This is a genomic window from Arthrobacter sp. JDC6, from assembly GCF_056484025.1.
Genome location: NZ_CM151278.1, coordinates 4,304,718 through 4,327,320 on the forward strand (window position 1 = coordinate 4,304,718; position 22,603 = coordinate 4,327,320).

General features: G+C 67.0%; 22 protein-coding genes. 14 read left to right on the forward strand and 8 right to left on the reverse strand.

The window, feature by feature from the left end; all coding sequences use genetic code 11:
- Nucleotides 1–30 precede the first annotated feature (30 nt).
- Nucleotides 31–807: a class I SAM-dependent methyltransferase gene (locus ACV095_RS19965; RefSeq protein WP_134164939.1), complete on the reverse strand. Its 777-nt coding sequence runs from the start codon at nucleotides 805–807 to the stop codon at nucleotides 31–33.
- Nucleotides 808–1,019: 212 nt separating this feature from the next.
- On the opposite strand from ACV095_RS19965, the gene ACV095_RS19970 reads away from it, so the two are divergent.
- The 3 genes from ACV095_RS19970 to ACV095_RS19980 all read left to right on the forward strand — a co-directional run bounded on the left by ACV095_RS19970 (nucleotide 1,020) and on the right by ACV095_RS19980 (nucleotide 5,484).
- Nucleotides 1,020–2,681, forward strand: coding sequence for an ATP-binding protein (locus ACV095_RS19970; protein WP_478222560.1), 1,662 nt, complete (start codon nucleotides 1,020–1,022; stop codon nucleotides 2,679–2,681).
- Nucleotides 2,682–2,701: 20 nt separating this feature from the next.
- Nucleotides 2,702–4,252 (forward strand): putative bifunctional diguanylate cyclase/phosphodiesterase, encoded by a 1,551-nt coding sequence (locus tag ACV095_RS19975; protein ID WP_056388484.1) that lies wholly within the window; start codon nucleotides 2,702–2,704, stop codon nucleotides 4,250–4,252.
- A 170-nt stretch (nucleotides 4,253–4,422) separates the two neighbouring features.
- On the forward strand, nucleotides 4,423–5,484 hold the full coding sequence (locus tag ACV095_RS19980; RefSeq protein ID WP_478222561.1) for an EAL domain-containing protein: 1,062 nt from the start codon (nucleotides 4,423–4,425) through the stop codon (nucleotides 5,482–5,484).
- Between the two features lie 77 nt (nucleotides 5,485–5,561).
- On the opposite strand, the gene ACV095_RS19985 is transcribed toward ACV095_RS19980, so the two are convergent.
- Nucleotides 5,562–5,798: a DUF6480 family protein gene (locus tag ACV095_RS19985; protein WP_018770321.1), complete on the reverse strand. Its 237-nt coding sequence runs from the start codon at nucleotides 5,796–5,798 to the stop codon at nucleotides 5,562–5,564.
- 134 nt (nucleotides 5,799–5,932) lie between these two features.
- Between ACV095_RS19985 and ACV095_RS19990 the strand changes: the two genes are divergently transcribed.
- Nucleotides 5,933–6,247 (forward strand): hypothetical protein, encoded by a 315-nt coding sequence (locus ACV095_RS19990; protein ID WP_478222562.1) that lies wholly within the window; start codon nucleotides 5,933–5,935, stop codon nucleotides 6,245–6,247.
- On the opposite strand, the gene ACV095_RS19995 is transcribed toward ACV095_RS19990, so the two are convergent.
- The 3 genes from ACV095_RS19995 to ACV095_RS20005 form a co-directional block, all read right to left on the reverse strand.
- Complete coding sequence (locus tag ACV095_RS19995) at nucleotides 6,244–7,068, reverse strand: glycerophosphodiester phosphodiesterase family protein (protein ID WP_478222563.1); 825 nt, start codon at nucleotides 7,066–7,068, stop codon at nucleotides 6,244–6,246. The genes ACV095_RS19990 and ACV095_RS19995 overlap by 4 nt on opposite strands.
- 42 nt (nucleotides 7,069–7,110) lie before the next feature.
- Nucleotides 7,111–7,374 (reverse strand): hypothetical protein, encoded by a 264-nt coding sequence (locus tag ACV095_RS20000; protein ID WP_018770324.1) that lies wholly within the window; start codon nucleotides 7,372–7,374, stop codon nucleotides 7,111–7,113.
- Nucleotides 7,375–7,485: 111 nt separating this feature from the next.
- Nucleotides 7,486–8,304, reverse strand: coding sequence for an HAD family hydrolase (locus ACV095_RS20005; RefSeq protein WP_268002396.1), 819 nt, complete (start codon nucleotides 8,302–8,304; stop codon nucleotides 7,486–7,488).
- 151 nt (nucleotides 8,305–8,455) lie between these two features.
- Between ACV095_RS20005 and ACV095_RS20010 the strand changes: the two genes are divergently transcribed.
- The 3 genes from ACV095_RS20010 (at nucleotide 8,456) to ACV095_RS20020 (ending at nucleotide 11,557) form a co-directional block, all read left to right on the forward strand.
- Nucleotides 8,456–8,887, forward strand: coding sequence for a LexA family protein (locus tag ACV095_RS20010; protein ID WP_018770326.1), 432 nt, complete (start codon nucleotides 8,456–8,458; stop codon nucleotides 8,885–8,887).
- Nucleotides 8,888–8,911: 24 nt separating this feature from the next.
- Nucleotides 8,912–10,210 (forward strand): Y-family DNA polymerase, encoded by a 1,299-nt coding sequence (locus tag ACV095_RS20015; RefSeq protein WP_186447809.1) that lies wholly within the window; start codon nucleotides 8,912–8,914, stop codon nucleotides 10,208–10,210.
- Between the two features lie 168 nt (nucleotides 10,211–10,378).
- Nucleotides 10,379–11,557 (forward strand): ABC transporter substrate-binding protein, encoded by a 1,179-nt coding sequence (locus ACV095_RS20020; protein ID WP_478222564.1) that lies wholly within the window; start codon nucleotides 10,379–10,381, stop codon nucleotides 11,555–11,557.
- 78 nt (nucleotides 11,558–11,635) lie between these two features.
- Here the strand turns inward: ACV095_RS20020 and ACV095_RS20025 are convergent, their stop codons facing one another.
- Together ACV095_RS20025 and ACV095_RS20030 are read right to left on the reverse strand one after the other, a co-directional pair.
- Nucleotides 11,636–12,583 (reverse strand): carbohydrate kinase family protein, encoded by a 948-nt coding sequence (locus tag ACV095_RS20025; protein ID WP_478222565.1) that lies wholly within the window; start codon nucleotides 12,581–12,583, stop codon nucleotides 11,636–11,638.
- Nucleotides 12,584–12,624: 41 nt separating this feature from the next.
- Complete coding sequence (locus tag ACV095_RS20030; RefSeq protein ID WP_224084192.1) at nucleotides 12,625–13,422, reverse strand: alpha/beta hydrolase; 798 nt, start codon at nucleotides 13,420–13,422, stop codon at nucleotides 12,625–12,627.
- A 154-nt stretch (nucleotides 13,423–13,576) separates the two neighbouring features.
- Between ACV095_RS20030 and ACV095_RS20035 the strand changes: the two genes are divergently transcribed.
- Nucleotides 13,577–14,209 (forward strand): cyclodeaminase/cyclohydrolase family protein, encoded by a 633-nt coding sequence (locus tag ACV095_RS20035; protein WP_478222566.1) that lies wholly within the window; start codon nucleotides 13,577–13,579, stop codon nucleotides 14,207–14,209.
- A gap of 44 nt (nucleotides 14,210–14,253) precedes the next feature.
- Entirely contained in the window at nucleotides 14,254–14,994 is a 741-nt protein-coding gene (locus ACV095_RS20040; protein WP_478222567.1) for an SDR family NAD(P)-dependent oxidoreductase, read from the forward strand.
- A gap of 4 nt (nucleotides 14,995–14,998) precedes the next feature.
- On the opposite strand, the gene ACV095_RS20045 is transcribed toward ACV095_RS20040, so the two are convergent.
- A complete protein-coding gene (locus ACV095_RS20045; protein ID WP_478222568.1) occupies nucleotides 14,999–16,561 on the reverse strand; it encodes a glycoside hydrolase family 32 protein in 1,563 nt (520 codons plus the stop codon).
- Between the two features lie 277 nt (nucleotides 16,562–16,838).
- Between ACV095_RS20045 and ACV095_RS20050 the strand changes: the two genes are divergently transcribed.
- From ACV095_RS20050 to ACV095_RS20070, 5 genes are all read left to right on the forward strand, one after another.
- Nucleotides 16,839–18,275: a glycoside hydrolase family 32 protein gene (locus tag ACV095_RS20050; RefSeq protein ID WP_268002395.1), complete on the forward strand. Its 1,437-nt coding sequence runs from the start codon at nucleotides 16,839–16,841 to the stop codon at nucleotides 18,273–18,275.
- Nucleotides 18,276–18,341: 66 nt separating this feature from the next.
- Nucleotides 18,342–19,676, forward strand: coding sequence for an ABC transporter substrate-binding protein (locus ACV095_RS20055; RefSeq protein WP_478222569.1), 1,335 nt, complete (start codon nucleotides 18,342–18,344; stop codon nucleotides 19,674–19,676).
- A gap of 24 nt (nucleotides 19,677–19,700) precedes the next feature.
- Nucleotides 19,701–20,582 carry a carbohydrate ABC transporter permease gene (locus ACV095_RS20060; RefSeq protein WP_056388621.1) on the forward strand — a complete coding sequence of 294 codons (882 nt, stop codon included), beginning with the start codon at nucleotides 19,701–19,703 and terminating at the stop codon, nucleotides 20,580–20,582.
- Nucleotides 20,579–21,484, forward strand: coding sequence for a carbohydrate ABC transporter permease (locus ACV095_RS20065; RefSeq protein WP_478222570.1), 906 nt, complete (start codon nucleotides 20,579–20,581; stop codon nucleotides 21,482–21,484). Before ACV095_RS20060 ends, ACV095_RS20065 begins: the two co-directional genes overlap by 4 nt.
- 41 nt (nucleotides 21,485–21,525) lie before the next feature.
- The gene (locus tag ACV095_RS20070; protein ID WP_478222571.1) at nucleotides 21,526–22,599 is read left to right on the forward strand and encodes a LacI family DNA-binding transcriptional regulator; all 1,074 of its coding nucleotides are present in this window, start codon (nucleotides 21,526–21,528) and stop codon (nucleotides 22,597–22,599) included.
- The last annotated feature ends 4 nt before the right edge of the window (nucleotides 22,600–22,603 follow it).

The window sequence follows — 22,603 nt, forward strand, 5'->3', positions numbered from 1 at the left end:
CGGAACAGTTCGAACACCCCGTTGCCAGGGCTACCGGCGGGGGCGGACCACCGCGTAATACCCGGGCACCCTGTCCTGGCCCGGCACGCCGGTTACCGGGTTGGTTTCGATGGCCACATGGCCATCCTCAAGGAGTTCCCAGTCCGACGCCGGGAACGCACGTTCGCGCTCTTCCGGCCCGAAGTGCCCCGGCATGGGAAGCCCGCGGATGGCCAGCTCCAACGGCGCCGGAATGCCATGCGTGCTTGCCCCAAGATGGGTGACGTACTCCAGCGGGTTTCCCTGGAAGTTGGTTTCCGCCATGAAGACCGTCCCGCGGCCGCCCACCAGGATCCGCAGGTTGTCGACCATCGCCGTTTGGTGGGCCGGATCGAGGACATGCAGCACGCCGCGGATAAAGACGTTGGCGCCGTCAGGGCCCAACTGGAAGGACTCCGCCAGTTGCCCGGCAGCACCCTCCGCCGTCATGTCCCTGGCTTCAAAGGCGGCGTTTCCGATTCCTGCGGACTCCGCCCGCGCCCGGGCAACAGCATGGGGTGAGACGTCCACGCCGATGACCCGTGGAAAGATCCCGGCGAGCGCGCGGGTGAAGCTGCCGTGCCCACAGCCGGTGTCCACAACGGGAAGCGCAGGGTCCAGGTTACGAAGGAGGCTGTCCTGGTAGCCCTGGAACTCATGGTTGCTCCCCGAGTCCCAGAGGACCTCGCCGCCCGGACCGGTGGAAGTAATGCCGGCCCAGTACCGGTCCCACGCCTTATGCCGGTCCTTGGGGGCGCTGCGTGAGAGCCTGATGAGCTTGGGGATCATCAGGTACTTCTGCCAGGTGGACCGTGGCGACTTTGTTGGAGACACGGCTCAAATATATGGTCCTGCCCGTCCCGGTGGCGGACCTTCGGCAACATTACGGCGTGCCACAACTCCCTGGCAGCGCGGAAAGCGGGGGTAAGGGTGCGCACGCCGTGGACCCGCTTCGCCCGCATCCCCCTAGAATGTAGTCAACTGGGAGGGAAGGGAGCACTGTGACGGCTGTCCCGAGTGACGCGCGCCTGCCCCGCACGGCCGTCGTGGCCGATCCCGACGCAGGCCGGAGGGCCCGTAACGCCCAGGCGCTGCGCGACGCCGGATACACCGTCCTCGAAGCCACCGACGCCGGCAGCCTCGCCGCGGTGCTGGACGGCGGTGAACCGTCAGTCGTCGTCGCCGATGCCTTCCTCTCCGGCGTCCTGTCCACCACCACGTCCGCCGCCCCGGTCCTGGTGATGGTGGACCTGGACAGCCCCGCGGAGATCGCAGCTGCCAACCCGCCAGGTGTCCACGACTGCATCACCAAGCCGCCTGCACCCCAGGAGCTGGTGCACCGCGCGTCCGTCCTCATCGACCAGGTATCCCGCCGCCGCGCCTCCAGGCAGGAAGCCGAAGCGCTCCGGGAGCAGTTGCGTGAAGTCTCTGCAGCGGTGCGCGCCACCAACGACCCCCAGGAAATCGCAAACCACGTCGTCGCGGGATTCGGCCGCACCTTCAGGGCCGACCACGTTGTCCTGGCAACCTTCGAGGATCACCGCGTCCCCGTCATCACGGCCAGGTGGCACAGGCGGGGCCTCGCGGAGCTGCCCGCTGACGCCCTTCCACGCGAGGAAGAGGCCCGTGCCACGGCGGACATGCTCTGGGCCGGGACCGAGACGCTCTCCGCCGACGGAAACGAACCGGCCGCCCGCAGCGAGGCGAGGCCCGGCCCCGGTCCCGCCATCGCTGGAGCCGCCTCAACCCTGGCGGTGCCCATCGGCGAAGGAAATTCCTCCCTGGGCATCATCTGGATCGCCATGATGGACCGGCCCCGGACCTGGTCCAGCGCTGAACTGGGGCTGATCCAGCACGTGGCCGGCAACGCCGCCTACGGCCTCATCCAAAGCCACCTGATCAGCAGCCAGCAGCAGGTGGTCAAGCAGCTGAGGGAACTCGACAAGGCCAAGACTGACTTCCTGGCAACGGTGAACCACGAGCTGCGGACGCCGCTGACCTCGATCATGGCGTACCTGGACATGATCCAGGAAAGCACCGAGCATCCGGTGTCCCGGGAGGTCCACCAGATGCTGGACATCGTGGTCCGCAACACCGAACGCCTCCGCACGCTCATCGAGGACATGCTCAGCGTCTCCCGCGGCGGGCTGGACAACGCCGCGATGCAGCTGGCACCCGTGCGGCTGGGTCAGACCCTGGATCTGGTGGCCGCGGCGCTCCGTCCGCTGGCCACGCTGCAGAACGTCACCATCGACGTGGACCCCGTTCCGGAGGATCCGGAGATACTCGCGGACGAAGTGCAGCTGCAACAGGTCTTCACCAACCTGGTGTCCAATGCCATCAAGTTCACGCCCAGCGGTGGACGGATCGAGGTGGGCAGCGAGTCCCATGCCGCCGCGGACGGCTCCAAATGGGCCACCGTGCGCATCGCCGACACCGGCATCGGCATCTCGAGCGATGAAATCAACCACGTATTCACCAGGTTCTACCGCGCCTCCAACGCGATGAACGGCGCCATCCCGGGAACAGGCCTGGGCCTTGCCATCTCCAAGGACATCGTGGACCGCCACGGCGGCCGGATCGACGTCGCCTCCACCCTGGGCTCCGGGACCACTGTCACCGTCAGCCTTCCCCTCGGCACCGACAACGTCCAGGCCAACTAGGCGCCGAAGGAGGACCTGCCATGTTTGCCGACGACGATCCCCGGCTTTCGCAGCTGCTGGAAGGCATTGTCCGGCTGGCTTCCGGGGACCTCAGCTCCCGGATCGAGGTCTCACCCGCCCGGGATGAACTGGACGCGATCATCATGGGCACCAATCTCCTGGCCGAGGACCTGCAGATCATCTACGAGGAGCTCGAGCAGCGGGTGCAGGTCCGGACCCAGCTGCTGCACGAGGCGCACCTTGAAATGCAGAAGATGGCAATGCAGGACCCGCTGACCGGCCTGGCCAACCGGTCCGCACTGATCGAAGCACTGCGCACCGCCCTGGAAGCCCGCACCGCGGCCGGCGGCGAGCCGGCGGATGAAGGCCCCGCCATCTTGCTGATGGACCTGGACGCGTTCAAATCCATCAATGACAGCCTGGGACACACGGCCGGCGACCAGGTCCTGGTGACTGTGGGCGAAAGGCTCCGGACCGCGGTCCGCGCGGCGGACGTCGTCGCCAGGCTGGGTGGTGACGAGTTCGCGATCGTCATGCCGTCGGCGTCGGCAGACCAGGCCGCCATCGTGGCGCACCGCATCCTGGCCGCGCTCACCGAACCCATCGAACTGCCCGGCCGCAGCGTGCGTTGCGGTGCCAGCATCGGGCTCAGCGTGGGCAGTGAAGGCCACAGCCCGGAGGACATGCTGATGGAGGCCGACGTCGCCATGTATGCCTCCAAGGCCGAAGGGCAGAACAGGCTGCACCGGTTCGAGCCGGCCCTGCTGCTGATGCGGCGGCTCCGCAGCCAGCTGGTGGACGACCTGCGGGCCGCCATCAAGGATGACGCGCTGACGCTTTACTACCAGCCCGTGGTGGAGCTCGCCACGGGACGGATCGAGGGCGTGGAGGCACTGGTCCGCTGGAACCACCCCACCCGCGGCTTCATCATGCCGGACGAGTTCATTCCCCTCGCCGAGGAGGCGGGACTGATCTCGGAACTGGGCCTGTGGGTGCTCAGGACGGCTGTGAGGCAGCTCCGGGCCTGGATCGACGCATGCCTGCTGGACAGTACGTTTTCCGTGCGCGTCAATATCTCCGCCACGGACCTGCAGAGCCTGCAGTTCATCGAGGACGTGCGGAACGTGCTCCAGGAGACCGGGGTCAGGCCCGACCAGGTGGTCCTCGAATTGACCGAAGTGGCCATCGTCAAGGGCAATGAACTGGACCGGTACTCGCTGGGCGGGCTGCGCGGCCTGGGCGTGGGCATCGAAATTGACGATTTTGGCACCGGCTACTCCTCCATCAGCTACCTCCGCCGGCTGCCCGTGGACCGGGTCAAAGTGGACAGAACGCTGATTACCGGGCTGGAGACCGATCCCAGCCAGCCTGCCCTGGTGGCCGCCGTGCTGCAGCTGGTACGGGCGTGCGGGCTGGAAGCCGTATGGGAAGGCGTGGAAACCGCTGAGCAGGCGGAAATCCTGCGCGGGCTTGGCTGCCGCAGCGCGCAGGGCTACTACTTCAGCCGTCCGGTTCCGCCGGACCAGATACCCCAACTGCTGGCTGACCAGCAGGAAAGCGCTAACCAGTAACGCAAAACTACTGCGCTTTTGTGGCCGCCGTTATACGATCAGCGTGCGGTGTCTGGTTTTTCGCCGCCGCGAAATTCAGGTCTGGCAACACCGTACTTTTATAAGGCGTTTGGAAATTTGAACATTATTGGGCCATCGGGTCATTACTTCGTCAACTGGGGGCGTTGCTAATGTCGGTTCGGGTACAGGCATGGGGAATTATCGCTGCCGTGCTGGCGGATACGGATCCTGCGGGAGCCGCTGTCCGGCAACGGCTGAGCAAGAGCCTCGACGAGAATCCAGGCGTGCCGGAACGCGCTTTGCTGGAGTATCTCCTGGAGACCCGGCGCAGCGATGCCAACACCGTGGAAACACTGGAAGCGGCCAGGGACATGCGCCTCACAGCGCCCACCCTGCCGCCGCAGTTCGCTGAGCAGCTGGACGCCATCCGCAGCATCTCACGGATCAGCGCCCTGCTCGAGAACCAAATGCTGATGACCGCATTCCAGCCCATTTACGGCCTGGAAGGAAAAACCGTGGTCGGCGCGGAAGCCCTCTCGCGCTTCGTCAGCGATGACGGTGCCGCTGCGGAACTGTGGTTCGCCGAGGCCGCGGCCGTGGGCCTGGGCGCAAACCTGGAGTTCTCGGCTTTGGGATCCGCCGCGGTGGCAGCCCGCGACCTGCCGGACAACCTTTATGTGTCCCTCAATATTTCGCCCACCTCCTGCATGGACCCGCGGCTGCCGGAACTGTTCGACCATATTGAACTCCCCATCGACCGCATAGTGCTCGAATTGACCGAGGACATTCCGGAAGAGGAATATCTGCAGTTCATTTCCGCGATCAATCCACTGCGGGAAAAAGGCCTGCGGATTGCCGTCGATGACACCCACACCGGGGCCGGCGCCCTCAGCCGCATGATCCACCTGCGTCCAGACTTCCTCAAGGTGGGACGCAACGTGATTGGCGACGTCGACAAGGACGGCCTCCAGCGGGCACTGTCGGCCTGCCTGGTGGACTTCACCGACCAGATCGGCACCATCCTGGTGGCTGAGGGGATCGAAACGGTGGGCGAACTCAAGGTCCTCACCGAACTTGGCATCAGCGCCGGCCAGGGTTACCTGCTGGGGCGGCCGTCAGTGCGGCCCCAGGACTGGGCTAACTGGAACACGCGGCTGGACGTGGACGGCCTGGAGCGCCATTTGGCGGGACCAGGGGAGTCGCGGGGCCGCCATGGCAAAGAGACTTCCTGACACACACCACGCTCACACCTAAGGCGAGCAGCGCGGCGCATGGCATGACGCCAGGCGCCGCGCCTGCCATTTAACTGCTATTCGGAGTGGCCTTGGTCCCGGCTCATCTGGTCCTCTGCCGGCGGCGTCTCTCCCGGGGGCACTCCCCCGCCCGGTTCCAGCCCGGTGACATTGCCCTCCGCCGGGTCGGGGTTTGGCGAACCGGCCGCCTCCCTGCTGCGCTGCTCCGCCAGGTGCGGCTGGGCGGCGCCAACGTCTTCCTTCCCCGGGCGGTCGGGGTTCGCGGGGTCATTCTCCGGATGGTAAGTGCTCATGCTGGTCTTCCTTCCTCTCCGGCTGCGGTCCGATTCCCCAGCACTGGACTAATTGTAAGCATGCTGATAATTCTGGAGGAGTAGGGCCGGTATGCCGCTGGGCGCCGGCACGCAATGTCGGAAGGAGCAGTCAGATGGGAATCGGCGACAGCATCGGCAAGGCAGCAGAAAACGCCATGGAGGACCTGGCCGGAACATCCAAGCCGACGGAGAAGATGGATGTGCCCGACCCCACGAACCCCAATGACGACGTGGAAGTCCACTCGTCCCTGAGTGAAGGTTCAAATGCCATGGAGGCGGAGAAGCAGAAGGCGCCCGGCCTCAAGACAGGGGCTGCCCCGGCACCGGTCTCCAACCGTCCCCTGGACGGTGACACCGACGAAACTGACCCTGGCCAGGGGGACCGCGACGGCCTTACCGGCGACGCCACCGCGCCGTCCGGAGGCTAGGAACCCGGCGCAGGCGGGTGGCCCTGCGGCCACTCCCCGCGCTCCATGAGCACTTCGCGAAGCAGGTCCGCGCGGTCCGTGACGATGCCGTCCGCGCCCAGGTCGAGGAGGCGGTGCATTTCCGTGGCATCGTTGATGGTCCAGACGTGCACCGCCAGGCCAAGGGCGTGGGCGCGGCGGATGAACCCGGCGGTGACCACAGGGATCCGTCCATAGCGGACGGGGACCTGCAGCGCATGGACGTCCCTGAGCACCCGGCGCATGAGCCGGTGGAACACCGGGCGTGGAAGCACGGGGCCCAGCAGGGTGAAAAGGGCATTGGAGGACACGCCGGCGGAGGAGGCAACCGGCCGGCTGAGCAGTTTCCGCACCGCCCGCCGTCGACGGTCCGAAAAACTGGTGACCAGCACCCGCTGGTGCACTTGGTGCCGCTCGATGGCGGCGGCCGTGCTGTGGACGGAGCCCCAGTCCTTGACGTCCAGGTTCAGCCGGGCGTGTGGCAGCTGGGTCACCAATTCATCGAACGTGGGGATGGGCTCGCGGCCGTTAATCCTGGCCTTGGCGACGTCCGCGGCCGGCAGGTCCGCCACGCGGCCGCTGCCGTCGGTCAGGCGGTCCAGGGCTTCATCGTGGAAGAGCAGCAGCACGCCGTCGGCCGTGGTGTGCACGTCCGTTTCCAGGTACCGGAAGCCCAGTTCGACGCCGGAGCGGAACGCGGCCATCGAGTTTTCCAGCCCCTCAGCCGAGAACCCGCGGTGGGCCATGGCGATGGGTAGCTGCCGCCCGGCGTCGTCCTTGTGCTCGAAAAAGGGCAGGGTCACAATGTGAGCGTACCCGAGCCGCGCGGGGTTGGGGCCGGCGGGTCAGTCAGCGCAGTCGGTTTCCCCGCATGGCACAATGTCCACCCCGTCGCCGCAGTGCAGGAGCGTCCGGCCGCGGCCGCCGTCCAGGTGGACCCAGACTGCCGTGTGGTCGGCGGTGATGGTGTCCACCACGCCGCCTGCCTCAAAACCGGGCGAAAGCAGGACGCGGACCCGGTCGCCCTGGCGCAGCTGCTTCCAGTGCGGAGCCGGGGTTGCTGGCCGGTGCGGCCCGTCGGCCATGTGCTGTTTGACGTTCCTTGCCATGGTTGCCCCCTATGAGCCGGCGTAAGTAGTGCCTGCTTTCCATGGTTCACGCTAGGGGGCGAAGGTAAACGCCAGGTGAGCGGCAGCTGTGAATACGGGGGGCTGCTGCGGTCAGGAAAACTGGACGCCCAGGGAGGCGAGCCGCGCCTCCAAAACCTGGGCCACGCCGTCGTCGTCAAAATGCGGTGCCCGCTGCCCCGCCGCGCGGATGGCCTCCGGATGGCCGCTGGCCATGGCATAGCCGTGACCCGCCCACCGGAGCATCTCGATGTCATTGGGCATGTCGCCGAAGGCCACCACATCCGCGGCGTCAATGCCCAGCCCCGAAGCGTACTCGGCCAGGGTAACGGCCTTGTTGACCCCCGGCAGGGAGAGTTCCAGCATGGCAACGCCGGGCGAGGAGTGGGTCGTCGCGGCCAGGTGCTCGACGGCGGGTGCCACCTCGGCGAGGAAATCATCGGGTGTGCCGTCGCGGACGATGGCAAGGAATTTGACCACCGAATCGTCACTGGTGAGCGTGTCCTTCAGCGGGGCCGGGGTGAATTCGGCCAGCAGCTCGCTGGATTCGTTTTCGATGAAGCCCGGTTCCAGATGGAATCCGGTGAGCGTTTCCGCTGCGAACAGGGCCGCGGGGCGGAGCGCCTTGATGATGCCGCGGACCTCCAGGACGGTGTGGATCGCCAGGGTGCGGGCGGAGACCAGGCGGTCCGTCTCCAGGTCCCAGACCACGGCACCGTTGGAGCAGATCACCCGTCCCGTGTGGCCCAGCTGCTCCTCGAGGGGGTGCAGCCAGCGCGGCGGACGGCCCGTGACAAACACGAGCTCGACGCCGGCATCGCGGCAGGCGTGGAAGGCGCGGATGGTGCGGGGGCTGATTTTTCCGTCGTGCCCAAGGATCGTTCCGTCAATATCGCTTGCTACCAGCCGCATGATGCCAGTCTACGTGGGGGTTTGCGCACCGTCGCCGCCGGGGCGGCCGCTTCGGGTCCGCGGGCTGTCCAGGGACGGCCGGGGTGGTGCCGTTGTCAGCCTCCGGGTCTACACTGAAACTATCGAACATATATTCGAATAAGGGTGTGTTGTGGGCGTTATTATCGGTCCCCGCGTGATAGATGCGGGCGCCTCGTTGTTCTCGGTGCTGATCTCCCCCGTGGCGGTGGCGGCAGGGTTTCCGTCTCCTGCGCAGGACTACTTTGACGGGCGGATCGACTTGAACGCGCACCTCATCAAGGACATCACCAGCACCTTCGTGGTCCGGGTCACCGGGGACTCCATGGAGGGCGCCGGCATCAGCGACGGTGACGAACTGATCGTGAACCGGGCACTGGAGCCGAAGGACGGGTGCGTGGTGATTGCGGTGCTGGACGGGGAGCTGACGGTTAAGCGCCTCCGCATCACCGGCACCGGCGTGGTGCTGCAGGCGGAGAACCCCAAATATCCGGATATCCACGTCCCCGCCCTGTCCGAGCTGACCATCTGGGGTGTCGCCACCAGGTGCCTGCACCATGTCTGAGGTATTCCATGTTTGAGGAGCAGCATGCCTAAGCCGGTGCTCATGCGGCGGATGCCGCAGATCGCCCACGTGGATGTCAACTGCTTCTACGCCTCCGCGGAGCGCGCCTTCGACCCCTCCCTGGAGGGCCGCCCGCTGGTGGTGCTGTCCAACAATGACGGCTGCGCGGTGACCCGCTCCCCCGAGGCGAAGGCCCTGGGCATCGCCACCGGCGAGCCCTGGTTCAAGCTCGCGCCGCGGGCCAAGGAGTGGGGCCTGGTGGCGAAGTCCAGCAACTATGAGCTCTACGGGGACATCAGCTCCCGGGTGATGGAGCTGCTGGGCAGGTACTCGGCGTGGCTGGAGGTGTACAGCATCGACGAAGCGTTCCTGGGCGTGAAGGGAAAACCCGACGAGCTGCTGGCCCTGGGCCGCAGGATGAAAGAGGCCGTGCGGCGGCACGTGGGGGTGCCGGTCTGCGTGGGCATCGCCCCCACCAAGACCCTGGCAAAGCTCTGCAACAAGTGGGCCAAGAACAACGCCGCTTTTGGCGGGGTCTGCCTCTGGGAGTCGGTCCCGGCCGACGTTCGCGAGGCCCTCATGGGCCGGTTGCCGGTGGACGAGGTGTGGGGCATTGCCGGGCGGCTGATGAAGCGGCTCAACGTGTTGGGCATCTTCACCGTGCTGGACCTGGTCCGGGCGGATCCGGTGGCGATCAGGGACAAGTTTTCGGTGGTGCTGATGCGCACCGTCCTGGAACTGCGCGGCACCCCGTGCATTCCCATGGAGGAGGAGCGCGTCGGCCGCGACCAGCTGATATTTTCCCGTTCCTTCGCCACTCCCGTGACCACCGCCGCCGGCCTGCGCGAGGTTCTGAGCATCTACGGGCAGCAGGCGAGCGCCAGGCTGTCCAAGCACGGACTGCAGGCGAAAGTGCTGACGGCCTTCGCTGCCACGTCCCCCTTCAGGGATTACGAACAGGCCTACCCTTCGGTCTGCGTCTCCTTGCCCATGCCCACCGCGGACCCACTCCTGCTCACCAAAGCCGCCCACGCGCTGCTGCCCAATATCCGGGATGGACTGAAATATGCCAAAGCAGGCCTGATGCTCACCGACCTGCGGCCCACGGGAAACCAGCCCCCGCTCGAACTGTTCGAGAACCGGCACGAGGAACGCGGCATCGGGCCGTTGCTTGAGGATGTGAGCCGCCGGTTTGGACGGGGGTCCATCGGGCTGGGGCATGCGGGCATCAAGTCGGGCCTGGACTGGACCATGAAGCGGGACATGCGTTCGCCCCGTTACACCACGCACTGGGACGAGCTCCCCCTGGTGAAGGCCGCGTAGGGGCACCAGGAGGGCCGAATCAAGACGCTCCGCGACGATTTTTGACGCCCTGCTACGCCGCATTGAGGCTTCGCGTCTCCGCGTGAACCACTGCGACACGAATGATTGTGGGGCCGCCGGGCGCTCCGTAATCTCGTCTCAGCATCAGCCCCAGCAAAGGATTTCCCCATGGCAAACCCGCAGGACAAGAGTCCGCGAAACCAGCAAGCATCCACCCGCATCGTCGCCGGCGGGTCAGCCAAGCCCCAGCGCCCGCTTGGCCTGAAAATCGGCATCGCGGCAGCCGCGCTGGCCCTGATCGGCGGGGGTGCCGCCGTCGCCTCCGCCGTCAACAACGGCACCGCTGCACCGGCAGCCGACGTGGCGCCCGCCGGCAACCCGGCGGCCGAGCTGAAGCTTGGCTACTTCGGCAACGTCACCCACGCCCCCGCCCTGGTGGGGGTCAGCAAGGGCTTCATCGCCGATGAACTGGGCAGCACCAAGCTCAGCACTCAGGTGTTCAACGCCGGCCCCGCCGCCATCGAGGCGCTGAACGCCGGCGCCATCGACGCCACCTACATCGGCCCGAACCCGGCCATCAACTCCTTCGTGAAGAGCCAGGGCGAATCCGTCAACATCATCGCCGGTGCCGCGGCGGGCGGCGCACAGCTGGTGGTCAAGCCGGAAATCGGCTCCGCTGCAGACCTGAAGGGCAGGACGCTCGCGTCGCCGCAGCTCGGCGGCACGCAGGACGTCGCCCTCCGGGCCTGGCTTGCCACCCAGGGCTACAAGACCAACGTGGACGGCAGCGGGGACGTGGCCATCAATCCCACCGAGAACGCCCAGACCCTAAAGCTGTTCCAGGACGGCAAGCTCGACGGCGCGTGGTTGCCTGAACCGTGGGCGTCACGGCTGGTGCTGACGGCCGGAGCGAAGGTCCTGGTCGATGAAAAGGACCTGTGGGATGGCACACTGTCCGGCAAGCCGGGCGAGTTCCCCACCACCATCCTGATCGTGAACCGGAAGTTCGCCGCCGACCACCCGGACACCGTCAGGGCACTCCTGAAGGGGCATGTGAAGTCGGTCGAGTGGCTGAACGCGGCACCGGCCAACGAAAAGGCAACTGCCATCAACGCCGCGCTCAAGGAAGCCGCCGGGGCCGAGCTGAAGGCCGACGTCATCGACCGTTCACTGAAGAACATCGTCTTCACCGTGGACCCGCTCGCCGGAACCTACCAGAAGCTCCTGGCCGACGGCGTGACTGCCGGCACCACCAAGCAGGCGGACATCAACGGCATCTTCGACCTGCGGGCCCTCAACAGCGTCTCGGACGGGAAGACCTCGGCAGCGGGGCTTGGCAAGGAGTAGGCCCTCCCTCCATCGGTTGCTCCGCAGGTGTCCTTTTGAGTCCTCAGAGCGGCACCTGCGGAGCAGCCGATTCGACTCCTAACCCTCTTCGGCCGTTCCCAGCCGGTCCATCTCAGCCCGCGTCGGCGGGTTGGCGCCGGGCCGAGAGACCGTGACGGCAGCGGCCTTGGCGGCATGGGCCAACAGTTCGGCCAGCCCTTCGGCGGGCAGGTCGCGCAGCGCCCCGCGGTTCTGCGCGCCGTCCAGGTCCCGGTCCACCAGGCCAGACAGCAGCGCCGCCATGAAGGAATCCCCCGCCCCCACGGTGTCCGCCACGTCAACTTTCGGTGCGGGAACGGACGCTTCGCCGGCGCGGCACACTCCCCACGGCCCATCCGCGCCCCGGGTCACCACCACAAGCGCCGGCCCCTCCGAGCCTCCCAGGGCCAGCCACTTCCGCGCCGAGTCCAGGACGTCCTGCCCCGGATAAAGCCATTCCAGGTCCTCGTCCGAGGCCTTGACCACGTCCGCCAGGGTGACGAACTTCTCCGCCTGCCGCCGCGCGAAGTCCACGTCGGTGATGATGCTGGGCCGGCAGTTGGGATCGAAGCTGATGGTGGCCGAGGGGTGGGCGTACTCGACGGCGGCCAGGACTTCGGTGGCACCAGGCATCAGCATCGTGGCGATCGAACCCGTGTGCAGCAGCGTGGTGCCCTGCAGCATGAAGCCGAGCCGGTCCGCGAGGCCAGGGAGCTCCCAGGTGAGGTCGAACGTGTAGGTGGCGGCGCCGTCGTCGTCAATCAACGCGGTGGCCACGCTGGTGGGCAACTCATCCGGCGGTACCGGCAGCATGACGGAACTGGCGCGCAGGTGGGCAGCCACCGAATCGCCGTACGCGTCCCGGCCGTAGCGGCCGATGAACTGCACCGGATGGTCCAGCCGGGCCAGGCCCACGGCAACGTTCAGCGGGCTGCCGCCCACATGGGCCTCAATTCCGGAGGCGCGCTGGACAACGTCAACAAGGCCTTCGCCGATCACTGTGAGCATGGTCATACTCTGCCAGAAAGCGGACCGGTCAGCAGTTCGTGTCAGCGGAGCAGCCGGCCCACCAGTTCCCGGCACGTGAGATACGCCTCCGCCGTGACGTCGATCAGGGCGAAGTGGTCCCCCGGCACCCTGACCAGCTGTGCCGGCACGGGTCCGGCCTGGCTGGCCTCAACATAGGTGGTGGACATGCTGAGGGGGACGTCGTCGTCCCCCAGCGCGTGGACGGCATAGACGGGAACGTCCAGCGGCAGCGCGGCCATGGGGTCGGCCATGCGGTGGCGTCCGGGAAATTCCGACGACGGCCCGGCCAGCAGGTTTGCCACCGCACCATCGCTGAGGCTGAGCCGCTCGGCCCCGCCCAGGTTGAGGACCCCCGACTGGCTCACCACCCCGGTGAGGCGGACGCCGTCGGTGCTGTTTTCCACCTGGCTGCCCTCTGCGGGTCCGAGCCCGTCCAGCCTGTTCCTGCCTGCCGCCCACACCGCCAGGTGCCCGCCGGCGGAATGGCCCAGCGCCACTACTCTGCCCAGGTCCAGCGCGTGCGGTGCTGCCAGGTCGGCCAGCTTGTCGATGCCGGCCAGGATGTCCTGGAAGGTGCCCGGCCAGCCGCCGCCGTTGCCGGCACGCCGGTACTCGAGGTTCCAGGCCGCCATGCCGTGTTCCGCCAGGTCCTTGGCCAGCGGCTCCCCCAGTTCGGCCCCGTAAGTGGAGCGCCAGTACCCGCCGTGGATGACCACCACCACGCCCCGGTGCCTCCCGCCAACCGGAAGATCGGGAAGGAAGAGTTCGCCCCACTGGCTGGGGTCGTCGCCGTAGTCATGGCGGTAGCGTCGCGTCACACTGGCCCACTTTAGCGGCCCGGATCGCCGGAAGAGCCCCGTGTTTCCGCGGCCAGGCCCATCAAAACTGGGCCAGAAGCGCGCGGTGCCGCCGTGCCCTGCCGTTTAGCCCCTCACTTTTCTGGGCACGGTCCCTGGCATGGAGGAACCTGCAGTGACCACCCAAGGGTCAACGGTGGAAGATTGGACGCGCGCGCTGGCGGAATCCACGGGCTCACCCGGCGGAGGGGCGGGGACAGGGCTGATGCTCGCCGTCGCCGCCTCGCTGACGTCCATGGTGGCCGGCTACAGCGGGGACGACGGCGGGGAGCCGGCCCGGATACGCGCCCGGGCGCACGCACTGCGCCAGGAAGCCCTGCGGCTGGCAGATGACGACGCGTCCGCTTCCAAGGCGTTCGGCGCCGCCTTCCGGCTGGAGCCGGGCCAGGAGCGGGAGGAGGCGATCCGTTCCGCGTCGCTGGAAGCCGCGGCGTCCTCCGCCCTCCTGGGCGAACGGGCCATCGGGGCCATCGACGACCTGGGCTGGCTGGCAACAAACGGCAACCGGTCGCTCGTGGCCGATGTCGTCGTCGCGTTCGGCGCCCTTCGGGCTGCCGTTGCCGGGGCACGCACCAACGTCAGTTTTGACCTCGGGTCACTGCGGTCCGCCGGTGCAACCCTGGATCAGGTCCGGGAACAGCATCCGGACCTGTGGGCCGCCGTCGAGAAACTCAACGGAGCCATGGAGCGCATCGACGAACTGACGGCTGCGATTGACCACCGCGCGGCCCCCACCGACGCCGTCTGACGCCGGGATACTGGTACAACACCGGGAACAAGGGAGGGCCGCGCATGGCACGCGTTTTCATCACCGGATCCACCGACGGGCTTGGCCTGGCCGCGGCGGAGACGCTGCTGCAGGACGGCCACGACGTGATCGTGCATGCGCGGTCCTCCCGGCGCGTCCCCGCGGTGCAGCACCTGCTGGACCGCGGGGCGCACTGCGTCACCGGTGACCTCGCGGTTGCACAGGAAGTCCGGCAGATCGCGGACCAGGCCAACGCGATCGGCGGCATCGACGCGGTCATCCACAACGCGGGCGTACTCAACGGTGCGGCCCTGCTCCCGGTGAACGTGGTGGCCCCTTACCTGCTCACCGCCCTCATTCCCGGCCCGCGCCGGCTCATCTACCTCAGCAGCGGCATGCACCGCGGCGGCAGCATCGGCCTGGACGGCCTGGACTGGGCAGGACGGACGACGACGGCCTCCTACTCCACAACGAAGCTGCACGTCACTGCGTTGTCGGCAGCGCTGGCCCGCCTTGTCCCGCATGTCGCCAGCAACGCCGTCGACCCCGGCTGGGTGCCCACGCGGATGGGTGGCCGGTCAGCTCCGGATGACCTGGAACTGGGGCACAGGACCCAGGAGTGGCTGGCCACCAGTGATGATCCCGGGGCCCTGGCCAGCGGGGGCTACTGGTACCACCAGCACCGGCAAACGCCGCATCCGGCGGCCACCGACCCCCGGTTCCAGGACGCCCTCCTGGCTCGCCTTGCGGACCACACCGGGGTCACCCTCGACGCGCTGGCCTAGCCCTTCACGCGGGGGCCGCCAGTTCCCGGATGGTGATGCCGGAAAAGATGGCCGGGCCGCCGTCGGTATACAGCGAGATGCCGGTATCGCCGTCCGCAAAGTGCACCTGCTGCGACAGCACAGTGTGGCCGGCGTTAACGAACACTTCCACGCTCTGGGTATCCACCAGGACGCGCAGGTGGACGGACCTGGCGTTGGGGTCGATGGGCGCCGCCGCCCGTGTGTAGGGCACCAGCGAGTAGCCGGGGAGGTCCGAGGGCGCCCGGTCAACGTACAGTTCGGCCCCATACTTGCCGATGTTCGTGTGGCGGGTCCCGTCCGCCGAGCGGCCAACGGAGACCCCCACATTCGTGGCCGCCTCCCATGAGATGTCGAGCTCCAGCTCGTAAGCGCGGCCGTTCCAGGGCAAGACGGCACTCCCCTCCACGGTCCGGTCCGGGAGCCCGGTGGTGGCCGTGGCATACCCGGCGAGCGCGCTGACGGGGCTGCTCAGCAGGCTGTACCAGCCCCCTGCCTGGCGCTCCAGGCGCAGTTCGCGCACCACCGAGTTCTGTCCGTTGTACCCGTCCGTGGCATCGGTGGGGACATCCCGGGCGGCGTACTTCCAGTTGTTCATCCAGGCAACGGCGTAGCGGCGCGTCTCCGGTGCTTCGGCCGCAGGCCAGGTCACCGCCGCGTACCAGTCCCAGCCCCAGTCCAGCCATTGCGGGTTGTTGAGGTCGTCCGCGAGGAACTGTTCACCGTCCCAGGTTCCCGTCCAGTAGGCGTAGGTCATGGGCAGCCCGATGCTGTACGCATCCATGCTGGCGCCAAGCACCCAATGCCAGGTCCCGTCGTCGGCCTTCATCTGGAACAGGTCCGGGCACTCGATGCCGCCCAGCGCGTGGTTGGGGTAGTCGAAGTTGCGCTTCAGCTGCCAGTCCCGCAGGTTCACCGACGTGTAGAAGGCAGCGTAGCGCGCCCGGCCGATCACGCACACCCACTCCCCGCGGGCTGCGTCCCAGTGGATCTTCGGGTCGCGGAACCATTCCGCATTTTCAATTTCCGCCTGGGTAACGGCCGTACGCCCGTCGGTGTTGGCAATGACCGGTTCGGGCAGGGAGGTGAAGGTGTAGCCGCCGTCCGTTGACCAGTAGAGGTACTGCTCCTGGTACTTGCGGATGCCGCCCGTGGGCTGCGTTGCCAGCACAACGACGGCACCGGTTCCGAAGCCTGCGGTATTGCCCGTGTCCACCACCGCGGAGCCGGACCAGCCAGGAAAGTCCGGCTGCAGTGGAAGGGCAACCCCGTGGTGCGTGAAGGCCACACCGTCCGCGGTGGTGGCGTGGTCCCAGCCGCCGGGGCCGTTGTTCTGCGCGGAATGCAGGTAGTAGAGGTGGTAGGTGCCGTCCAGGTGAACCGGACGCTGCGGGTCGCAGAGCCAGCCCGACGGCGGAGTCATGTGGTAGGCGGCCCGCAGTGAGGTTTGGGCGCGCGCGGGGACGGTCAGTCCGTTGCCCAGGAACAGTGCGAGCGCGCCTGCTCCTGAACCTTGCAGGACGTGGCGGCGGGACAGGGCGTGGGTCATCGTTGACTTCCTCTCATGGCCGGCGTCATCGCCGGGGCGCTCGACGGCGCCGGGACCCTCGTCAGCCCAGGACTCACCGCCGTGCTTAAGCGCTTTAGCAGGAGAGGGTAATGTCCATCCACTCGACTGGTCAAGCGTTTCAGCAAAATGGCGCCCGTCACAATGCGGCCTAAAACGACCAGGGAAAGTATTTTTGCTAAAACGCTTGATCAAGTGGCGCATTCCACGCTACCTTCGTGGTGATCAAACGCTTTAGCAGAAATGGACATCACCGCCGATGAGCTATCCCGTCTTCTTCCAGCCCGCCGATGCCTGGGTTGGAGACCTTATCCCCTTCCAGAAGGACGGCGAGTTCTGGCTGTTCTACCTTCACGAAGTCCGGGCCGAACCCAAGCCGGGCACCGCCTGGAACCTGGTGACCACCAAGGACCTCACCCAGTTCCAGGACCACGGGGTGGCCCTCCCCCACGGAACGACGGAGGAGCCGGACTTCAACTGCTACACCGGCAGCATCGTGGCCGACGGGTCCGGGGTGCACCACCTGTTCTACACCGGCCAGAACCCCGCCAACCTCGGCACCGACGGGCTGCCCCTGCAGCTGGTCATGCACGCCACCAGCACGGACGGCATGGACACCTGGACCAAGCACCCCGGGCTCACCTTCGGGGCACCCACCGGGTATGAATCCGCTGACTGGCGCGACCCCTTCGTCTTCCGCGACGAAGCCGCCGGCCTGTGGCGGATGCTGCTCGCCGCCCGCCACTCCGACGGGCCCGAGCGGCGCCGCGGCGTCATCGCCCAGTGCGTCTCCACCGACCTGATGACCTGGACGCACACGGACCCGTTCTGGGACCCCCGCCGCTACATCACCCACGAGTGCCCCGACGTCTTTGAATGGAACGGCTGGTGGTACATGGTCTACTCGGAATTCTCCGAAACCTTCACCACCAGGTACCGCATGGCCAAGAGCCCCACCGGCCCGTGGACCGTCCCCGCCCTGGACAGCGTGGACGGCCGCGCCTTCTACGCCTCCAAGACGGCAGAGCGGGACGGCCGGCGGTTCTTCTTCGGCTGGATTGCCAGCAAGGAAGGGAATTCCGACGACGGCGCCTGGCAGTGGGCGGGCACCATGGCGGTCTTGGAGGCGCGGCAGAACCCGGACGGGACTTTGGCGTTCGGGTTCGCCGACGAGCTGGTGGACAGCTTCTGGGACGACGTGCCGCTGGAGCTTGAATCCGGGCTGCCCCTCCGGCTGGACGTGCCGGACGGCTACGGCGCCGCCGTCGCCACCAGCAACCTGCCCGCCCAGTTCCACGCCAGGGCGGTGTTCGATATCCAGGCCGGCACCACCGAATGCGGAATGCTGCTCCGCTCCAGCCCGGACGGTGACCGCTCCTACGTCCTCCGCCTCGAACCGAAGCGCGGGCGCCTGGTGTTCGACCGCTGGCCCCGGACCATCACCGGCGACGCCCAGTGGCACGTGTCCGGCGATGTTCCCTTCGCCATCGAACTCGAACGCCCCTGCAACCTTCCACCCGGCCGGCACACGCTGGAAGTGGTGGTGGACGGGGACCTCTGCGTCGCCGTCGTGGACCGCCAGGTGGCGCTCAGCACCCGGATCTACGACCTTCCCGCCGGCGCAATCGGCGTGTTCGCCGGCGAAGGATGCGTTACCGTCACCGACCTCGAAGTACGCAAGCGCACCGACAACTGAATACCAATCCTCCGTTCCACCCGACCCGTTCCACATGATCCACTCCAATCAAGGGAGATTGCCGCAATGAAGAACCTGTTCCGCGCTGCCGCCGTCGCAGCAGTCACCGCCCTGGCCCTGACCGGCTGCGGGGGCGGAAGCTCCACCAGTTCCACCAACGTCGCCCCCACCGGCGAGATCAAGCCCCGCGAAATTTCGTGGCTGCTGTCCCGCCCGGCTGACGGCGCGGTCATCAACATCATGAAGAAGCTGGCCGACGACTACGGCAAGGACCACCCGGGCTTCAAGCTGAACCTGATCACCACCCCTGACCGCCCCTCCTACATCCAGAAACTCGAAACCCTGGCGGCGGCCAACAAGCTGCCCGAACTGTTCGACACCGACGCCACTCCGTTCGCGCAGCAGCTGGCAAAGCAGGGCAAGATGCTGGACGCCGAGAAGCTGCTGAAGACACTGGACATCTACGACAAATACCGCCCCGGGGCCCTGGACTACCAGCGGTTCGACGACGGATCCCTGTACATGATCCCGTTCCAGTACGAGCTGGAATACATCTGGTACAACAAGGCGCTGCTGGCAAAGGCCGGGGTGGCCGTGCCCAAGTCCCTGAACGACATTCCCGCCATGTGCACCGCCCTCCGCGGCGCCGGCATCACGCCGATTGCCATCGACGGCCAGGACCAGTGGCCGCTGGAACGGTACGCCGCCTACCAGCCCTTCCGGGCAGCCGGACCGGAGTTCGTCCAGAAACTGAAGAAGGGCGAGGCCAAGTTCACCGACCCCGCAGGACAGAAGACCGTCAACTGGCTGGCGGAACTGGGCAAGGCCAAGTGCTTCCAGGACGGGTTCTCCGCGCAGGGCTATTCAGACGCGCAGAACCAGTTCACCTCCGGCCAGGCCGCCATGTACAACATCGGCACCTGGGAACTGCCCAGCCTGGCCACAGACAAGCTCAACCCTGCCGTGCGCGACGACATCGACTTCTTCACCCTGCCCACCACAGCCGGCTCGGTGACGGCGGCCAACGAGTTCGTGTCCCCGTCGGGCATCGGCATGGCGGTCAACGCCAAGACCTACGATCCGCTGGTGAGCGACTTCCTTAAGTTCGCCCTGCAGAAGTACCCCGCTGAATACGCCGCCACCGGGGCACTCTCCCCCACCACCGACGTCGAAACCGCCATTCCTGCCAACGCCACGCCGCTGTACCGGAAGGCGCTGGACCAGGCCAAGGACCTGGGCGCCAAGCAGGCCATGCCCTGGGACACCCAGCTGGACCCCACCACCAACGGGCGGCTGCAGCAGGAGCTCGTCCTGCTGGTCCAGGGCGAAATCACGCCCCAGCAGTTCACGGAGACCATGGACAGCACCATCGCCCAGAACGCCCCCAAGTTCTTCAAGTAAAGGCCAGCCATGCTCCCCAACAGGATGCTTCCCAACAGATCGAGGACCTCAGTCCTGGTCTTCCTGCTCCCGCCGCTGCTGCTGTACGGCGCGGCCGTCCTCTTCCCCATCCTCCAGTCCCTGTTCCTGAGCTTCTTCTCCTGGAACGGCATCAGCGACATGGAATTCGTGGGACTGGAGAACTACCTCCGCATGTTCACCGCGGACGACATCTTCTGGCGGGCGTTCCTGAACGCCCTCCTCTACCTGGCCATCTGCCTGGTCCTGCAGCTGGGAGGTGCCCTGGTGGTGGCCAGCCTCCTTACCTCCCTCCGCCGCGGACGGGAGCTCATCAAGACCCTGTACCTGCTGCCTGCCGTGATCTCCACCGTGGCCATCGCCTTCCTCTTCGTGCGGATCTACTCGCTGGAGCCGGTAGGCCTGCTCAACCAGCTCCTGCACTGGATTGGGCTGGGCAGCCTGGAACGGCCCTGGCTCTCGGACGTCAATACCGTCCTGGCGGCCGTGTCCGCGCCGGAAGGCTGGCGCTTCACCGGGCTGTACATGCTCATCATCTACGCGGCGCTGCTGGCGGTGCCCAAGGAGCTGGAGGAAGCCGCGGTCCTTGACGGCGCCTCCCGGTGGACCCTGTTCACCAGGATCCGTTTCCCGTACATCCGCCCGGTGTGGATCACCACCACGATCATGGCCACCACCTACGGGCTGCGGGGCTTCGACATCCCCTACCTGATGACCAACGGCGGTCCGGGCCAGTCCTCGGAACTGCTCACCACCTACATGTACAAGACCGCGTTCACCAGCACGGACTTCGGCTACGCCAGCACCATCTCGGTGTTCATCGTGGTGGAGTGCCTCGTGGCCGTCGGCCTCATCCTGTTCCTGCTCAAGCGGAAGGCAGACGCATGATCACCCAGGCAGCCCCGCCCACCCGGCCCGCCGCCGTCGTCCCGCCCACGCCGGCCGCACCACGCCGCAGGCGCCGGCCGGACCTGTTCCGGACCCTGTCCCGCGTGCTGATCATGCTGATCGTGATCGTGCAGGTCTACCCGCTCGCGTGGCTGTTCCTCACCAGCCTCCGCACCGAACACGACTTCGCCACCGGCGACCCCTTCGCCCTGCCCGGCGCCCTGACGTGGGACAACTACGCCAGGGCATTCGAAACAGGCGACCTGGGCCGGAACATCCTCAACAGCTTCGTGGTGACCATGGGCGCCAACATCCTCATCGTCCTGCTGGGCATGATGGCCGCCTACGCCATCCAGGTCCTGGGCTTCCGGCTCAGCAAACTGGTCCGCGGGCTGTTCCTGATCGGCATCATCGTGCCGGTCCAGATCGCCCTGGTCCCCCTGTTCATCGACTACTCCACGGTGAACCTGCTGGACACGTACCAGTCCATGATCATCCCGCTGGCCGGGTTTTCCCTGCCCATGTCCGTGTACCTGTTCTGCTCGTTCTACGAGTACATCCCCAAGGAAACCTATGAGGCAGCCTCCCTGGACGGCGCAGGGCCCTACCGGATCTTCGGGCTGATCACCCTGCCGCTGTCCCTGAACACCGTGGTCACGGTGGTCTTGGTCAACAGCATCTTCATCTGGAACGACTTCATCTTCGCCAACACGTTCGTCCTGTCCGAGGAGCTGAAGACCATTCCGCTGGGCCTGCAGAACTACATCGGCGCCATGGGCAAGGTGGACTGGACGGCAACCTTCGCCGCCGTGTGCGTCACCGTCACGCCGCTGCTGCTGGTGTTCCTGGTGCTCAACAAGGCCATGATCCAGGGCCTCGAAAGCGGGGCGACCAAGGGATGACGGCCACGGCAGGCAGATATACTCCAGACGGAGGCCAGAAGATGTCAACGGAGAACAAGCCAGGCGGGCCGGCGCCCACCGCCCAACCGCCGCGGATGCCAGAACGCGCCCATCCGGTGACCCTCCGCGAAGTGGCCGAAGCCGCCGGAGTCTCCACGGCCACCGTCTCCCTGGTGGTCAACAAGAAGAAGAGCGCCAGGATCGCCGAGGAGACCCGGCAACGCGTCAAGGACGCCATCCGCACCCTCGGGTACCGGCCCAACGCCATGGCCAAGACGCTGGTCAGCGGGACTTCGAAGTTCATCGGGCTCGTGGCCGACGGCGTGGCCACCACCCCCTTCGCGGGCCAGATCATCCACGGCGCCCAGGACGAGGCATGGAAGCACGGGTACGCCCTGCTCATCGCCAACACCGAGGGCAACGGCGAACTGGAACAGGACGCCATCAAGATGATGCTCGAGTACAAGGTGCGCGGCATCCTGTACTCCACCTGGTTCCACCGGCAGACCGAGATCCCGGAGCCGCTGCGCGAAGCCGAGTTCGTCCTGGTCAACTGCTTCTCCGACGAGCCCGGCACCCGCGCCGTGGTTCCGGACGAGGTCCAGGGCGGCCGCTCCGCCACCGAAATCCTGCTCCGGAGCGGCCACCGCCGCATCGCCTTCATCAACGCCACCATTCCCGCTCCGGCCAAGGACGGACGCCTGGCCGGCTACCGCGAAGCCCTCGAGGATGCCGGGGTGGCGTTCGATCCCGGGCTGGTGATGGAGGCCTATCCGGACCAGGAGGGCGGCTACGCGGCAACCGCGGAACTCCTCAAGCGCGACGTGACGGCGGTGTACTGCTACAACGACCGGATGGCCATGGGCCTGTACGACGGCCTGCGGGAGCGGGGCCTGTCCATCCCGGACGACATGGCGGTGGTGGGCTTCGACAACCAGGAGGTCATCGCCGCCCACCTTCGCCCGCCGCTGTCCACCGTGTCCCTGCCGCACTATGAGCTGGGCGCGGCCGGTGTGCGGACCCTCCTGGGCATCGACGCCGCCACAGACGGGGCCGCCAAGATCCACTGCCCGCCAGTGGAGCGGGCCTCGGTCCGGGCCCAGGCAAGGGCCTAGCCTC

Coding starts and splice junctions, on each gene's coding strand:
- ACV095_RS20060 (WP_056388621.1), top strand. CDS start 19,701: ATGCTTCCCAACAGATCGAGGACCTCAGTCCTGGTCTTCCTGCTCCCG.
- ACV095_RS20040 (WP_478222567.1), top strand. CDS start 14,254: ATGGCACGCGTTTTCATCACCGGATCCACCGACGGGCTTGGCCTGGCC.
- ACV095_RS19980 (WP_478222561.1), top strand. CDS start 4,423: ATGTCGGTTCGGGTACAGGCATGGGGAATTATCGCTGCCGTGCTGGCG.
- ACV095_RS19965 (WP_134164939.1), bottom strand. CDS start 807: ATGATCCCCAAGCTCATCAGGCTCTCACGCAGCGCCCCCAAGGACCGG.
- ACV095_RS20000 (WP_018770324.1), bottom strand. CDS start 7,374: ATGGCAAGGAACGTCAAACAGCACATGGCCGACGGGCCGCACCGGCCA.
- ACV095_RS20055 (WP_478222569.1), top strand. CDS start 18,342: ATGAAGAACCTGTTCCGCGCTGCCGCCGTCGCAGCAGTCACCGCCCTG.
- ACV095_RS20070 (WP_478222571.1), top strand. CDS start 21,526: ATGTCAACGGAGAACAAGCCAGGCGGGCCGGCGCCCACCGCCCAACCG.
- ACV095_RS20015 (WP_186447809.1), top strand. CDS start 8,912: ATGCCTAAGCCGGTGCTCATGCGGCGGATGCCGCAGATCGCCCACGTG.
- ACV095_RS20045 (WP_478222568.1), bottom strand. CDS start 16,561: ATGACCCACGCCCTGTCCCGCCGCCACGTCCTGCAAGGTTCAGGAGCA.
- ACV095_RS20065 (WP_478222570.1), top strand. CDS start 20,579: ATGATCACCCAGGCAGCCCCGCCCACCCGGCCCGCCGCCGTCGTCCCG.
- ACV095_RS20020 (WP_478222564.1), top strand. CDS start 10,379: ATGGCAAACCCGCAGGACAAGAGTCCGCGAAACCAGCAAGCATCCACC.
- ACV095_RS20025 (WP_478222565.1), bottom strand. CDS start 12,583: ATGCTCACAGTGATCGGCGAAGGCCTTGTTGACGTTGTCCAGCGCGCC.
- ACV095_RS19975 (WP_056388484.1), top strand. CDS start 2,702: ATGTTTGCCGACGACGATCCCCGGCTTTCGCAGCTGCTGGAAGGCATT.
- ACV095_RS19985 (WP_018770321.1), bottom strand. CDS start 5,798: ATGAGCACTTACCATCCGGAGAATGACCCCGCGAACCCCGACCGCCCG.
- ACV095_RS20050 (WP_268002395.1), top strand. CDS start 16,839: ATGAGCTATCCCGTCTTCTTCCAGCCCGCCGATGCCTGGGTTGGAGAC.
- ACV095_RS19990 (WP_478222562.1), top strand. CDS start 5,933: ATGGGAATCGGCGACAGCATCGGCAAGGCAGCAGAAAACGCCATGGAG.
- ACV095_RS20005 (WP_268002396.1), bottom strand. CDS start 8,304: ATGCGGCTGGTAGCAAGCGATATTGACGGAACGATCCTTGGGCACGAC.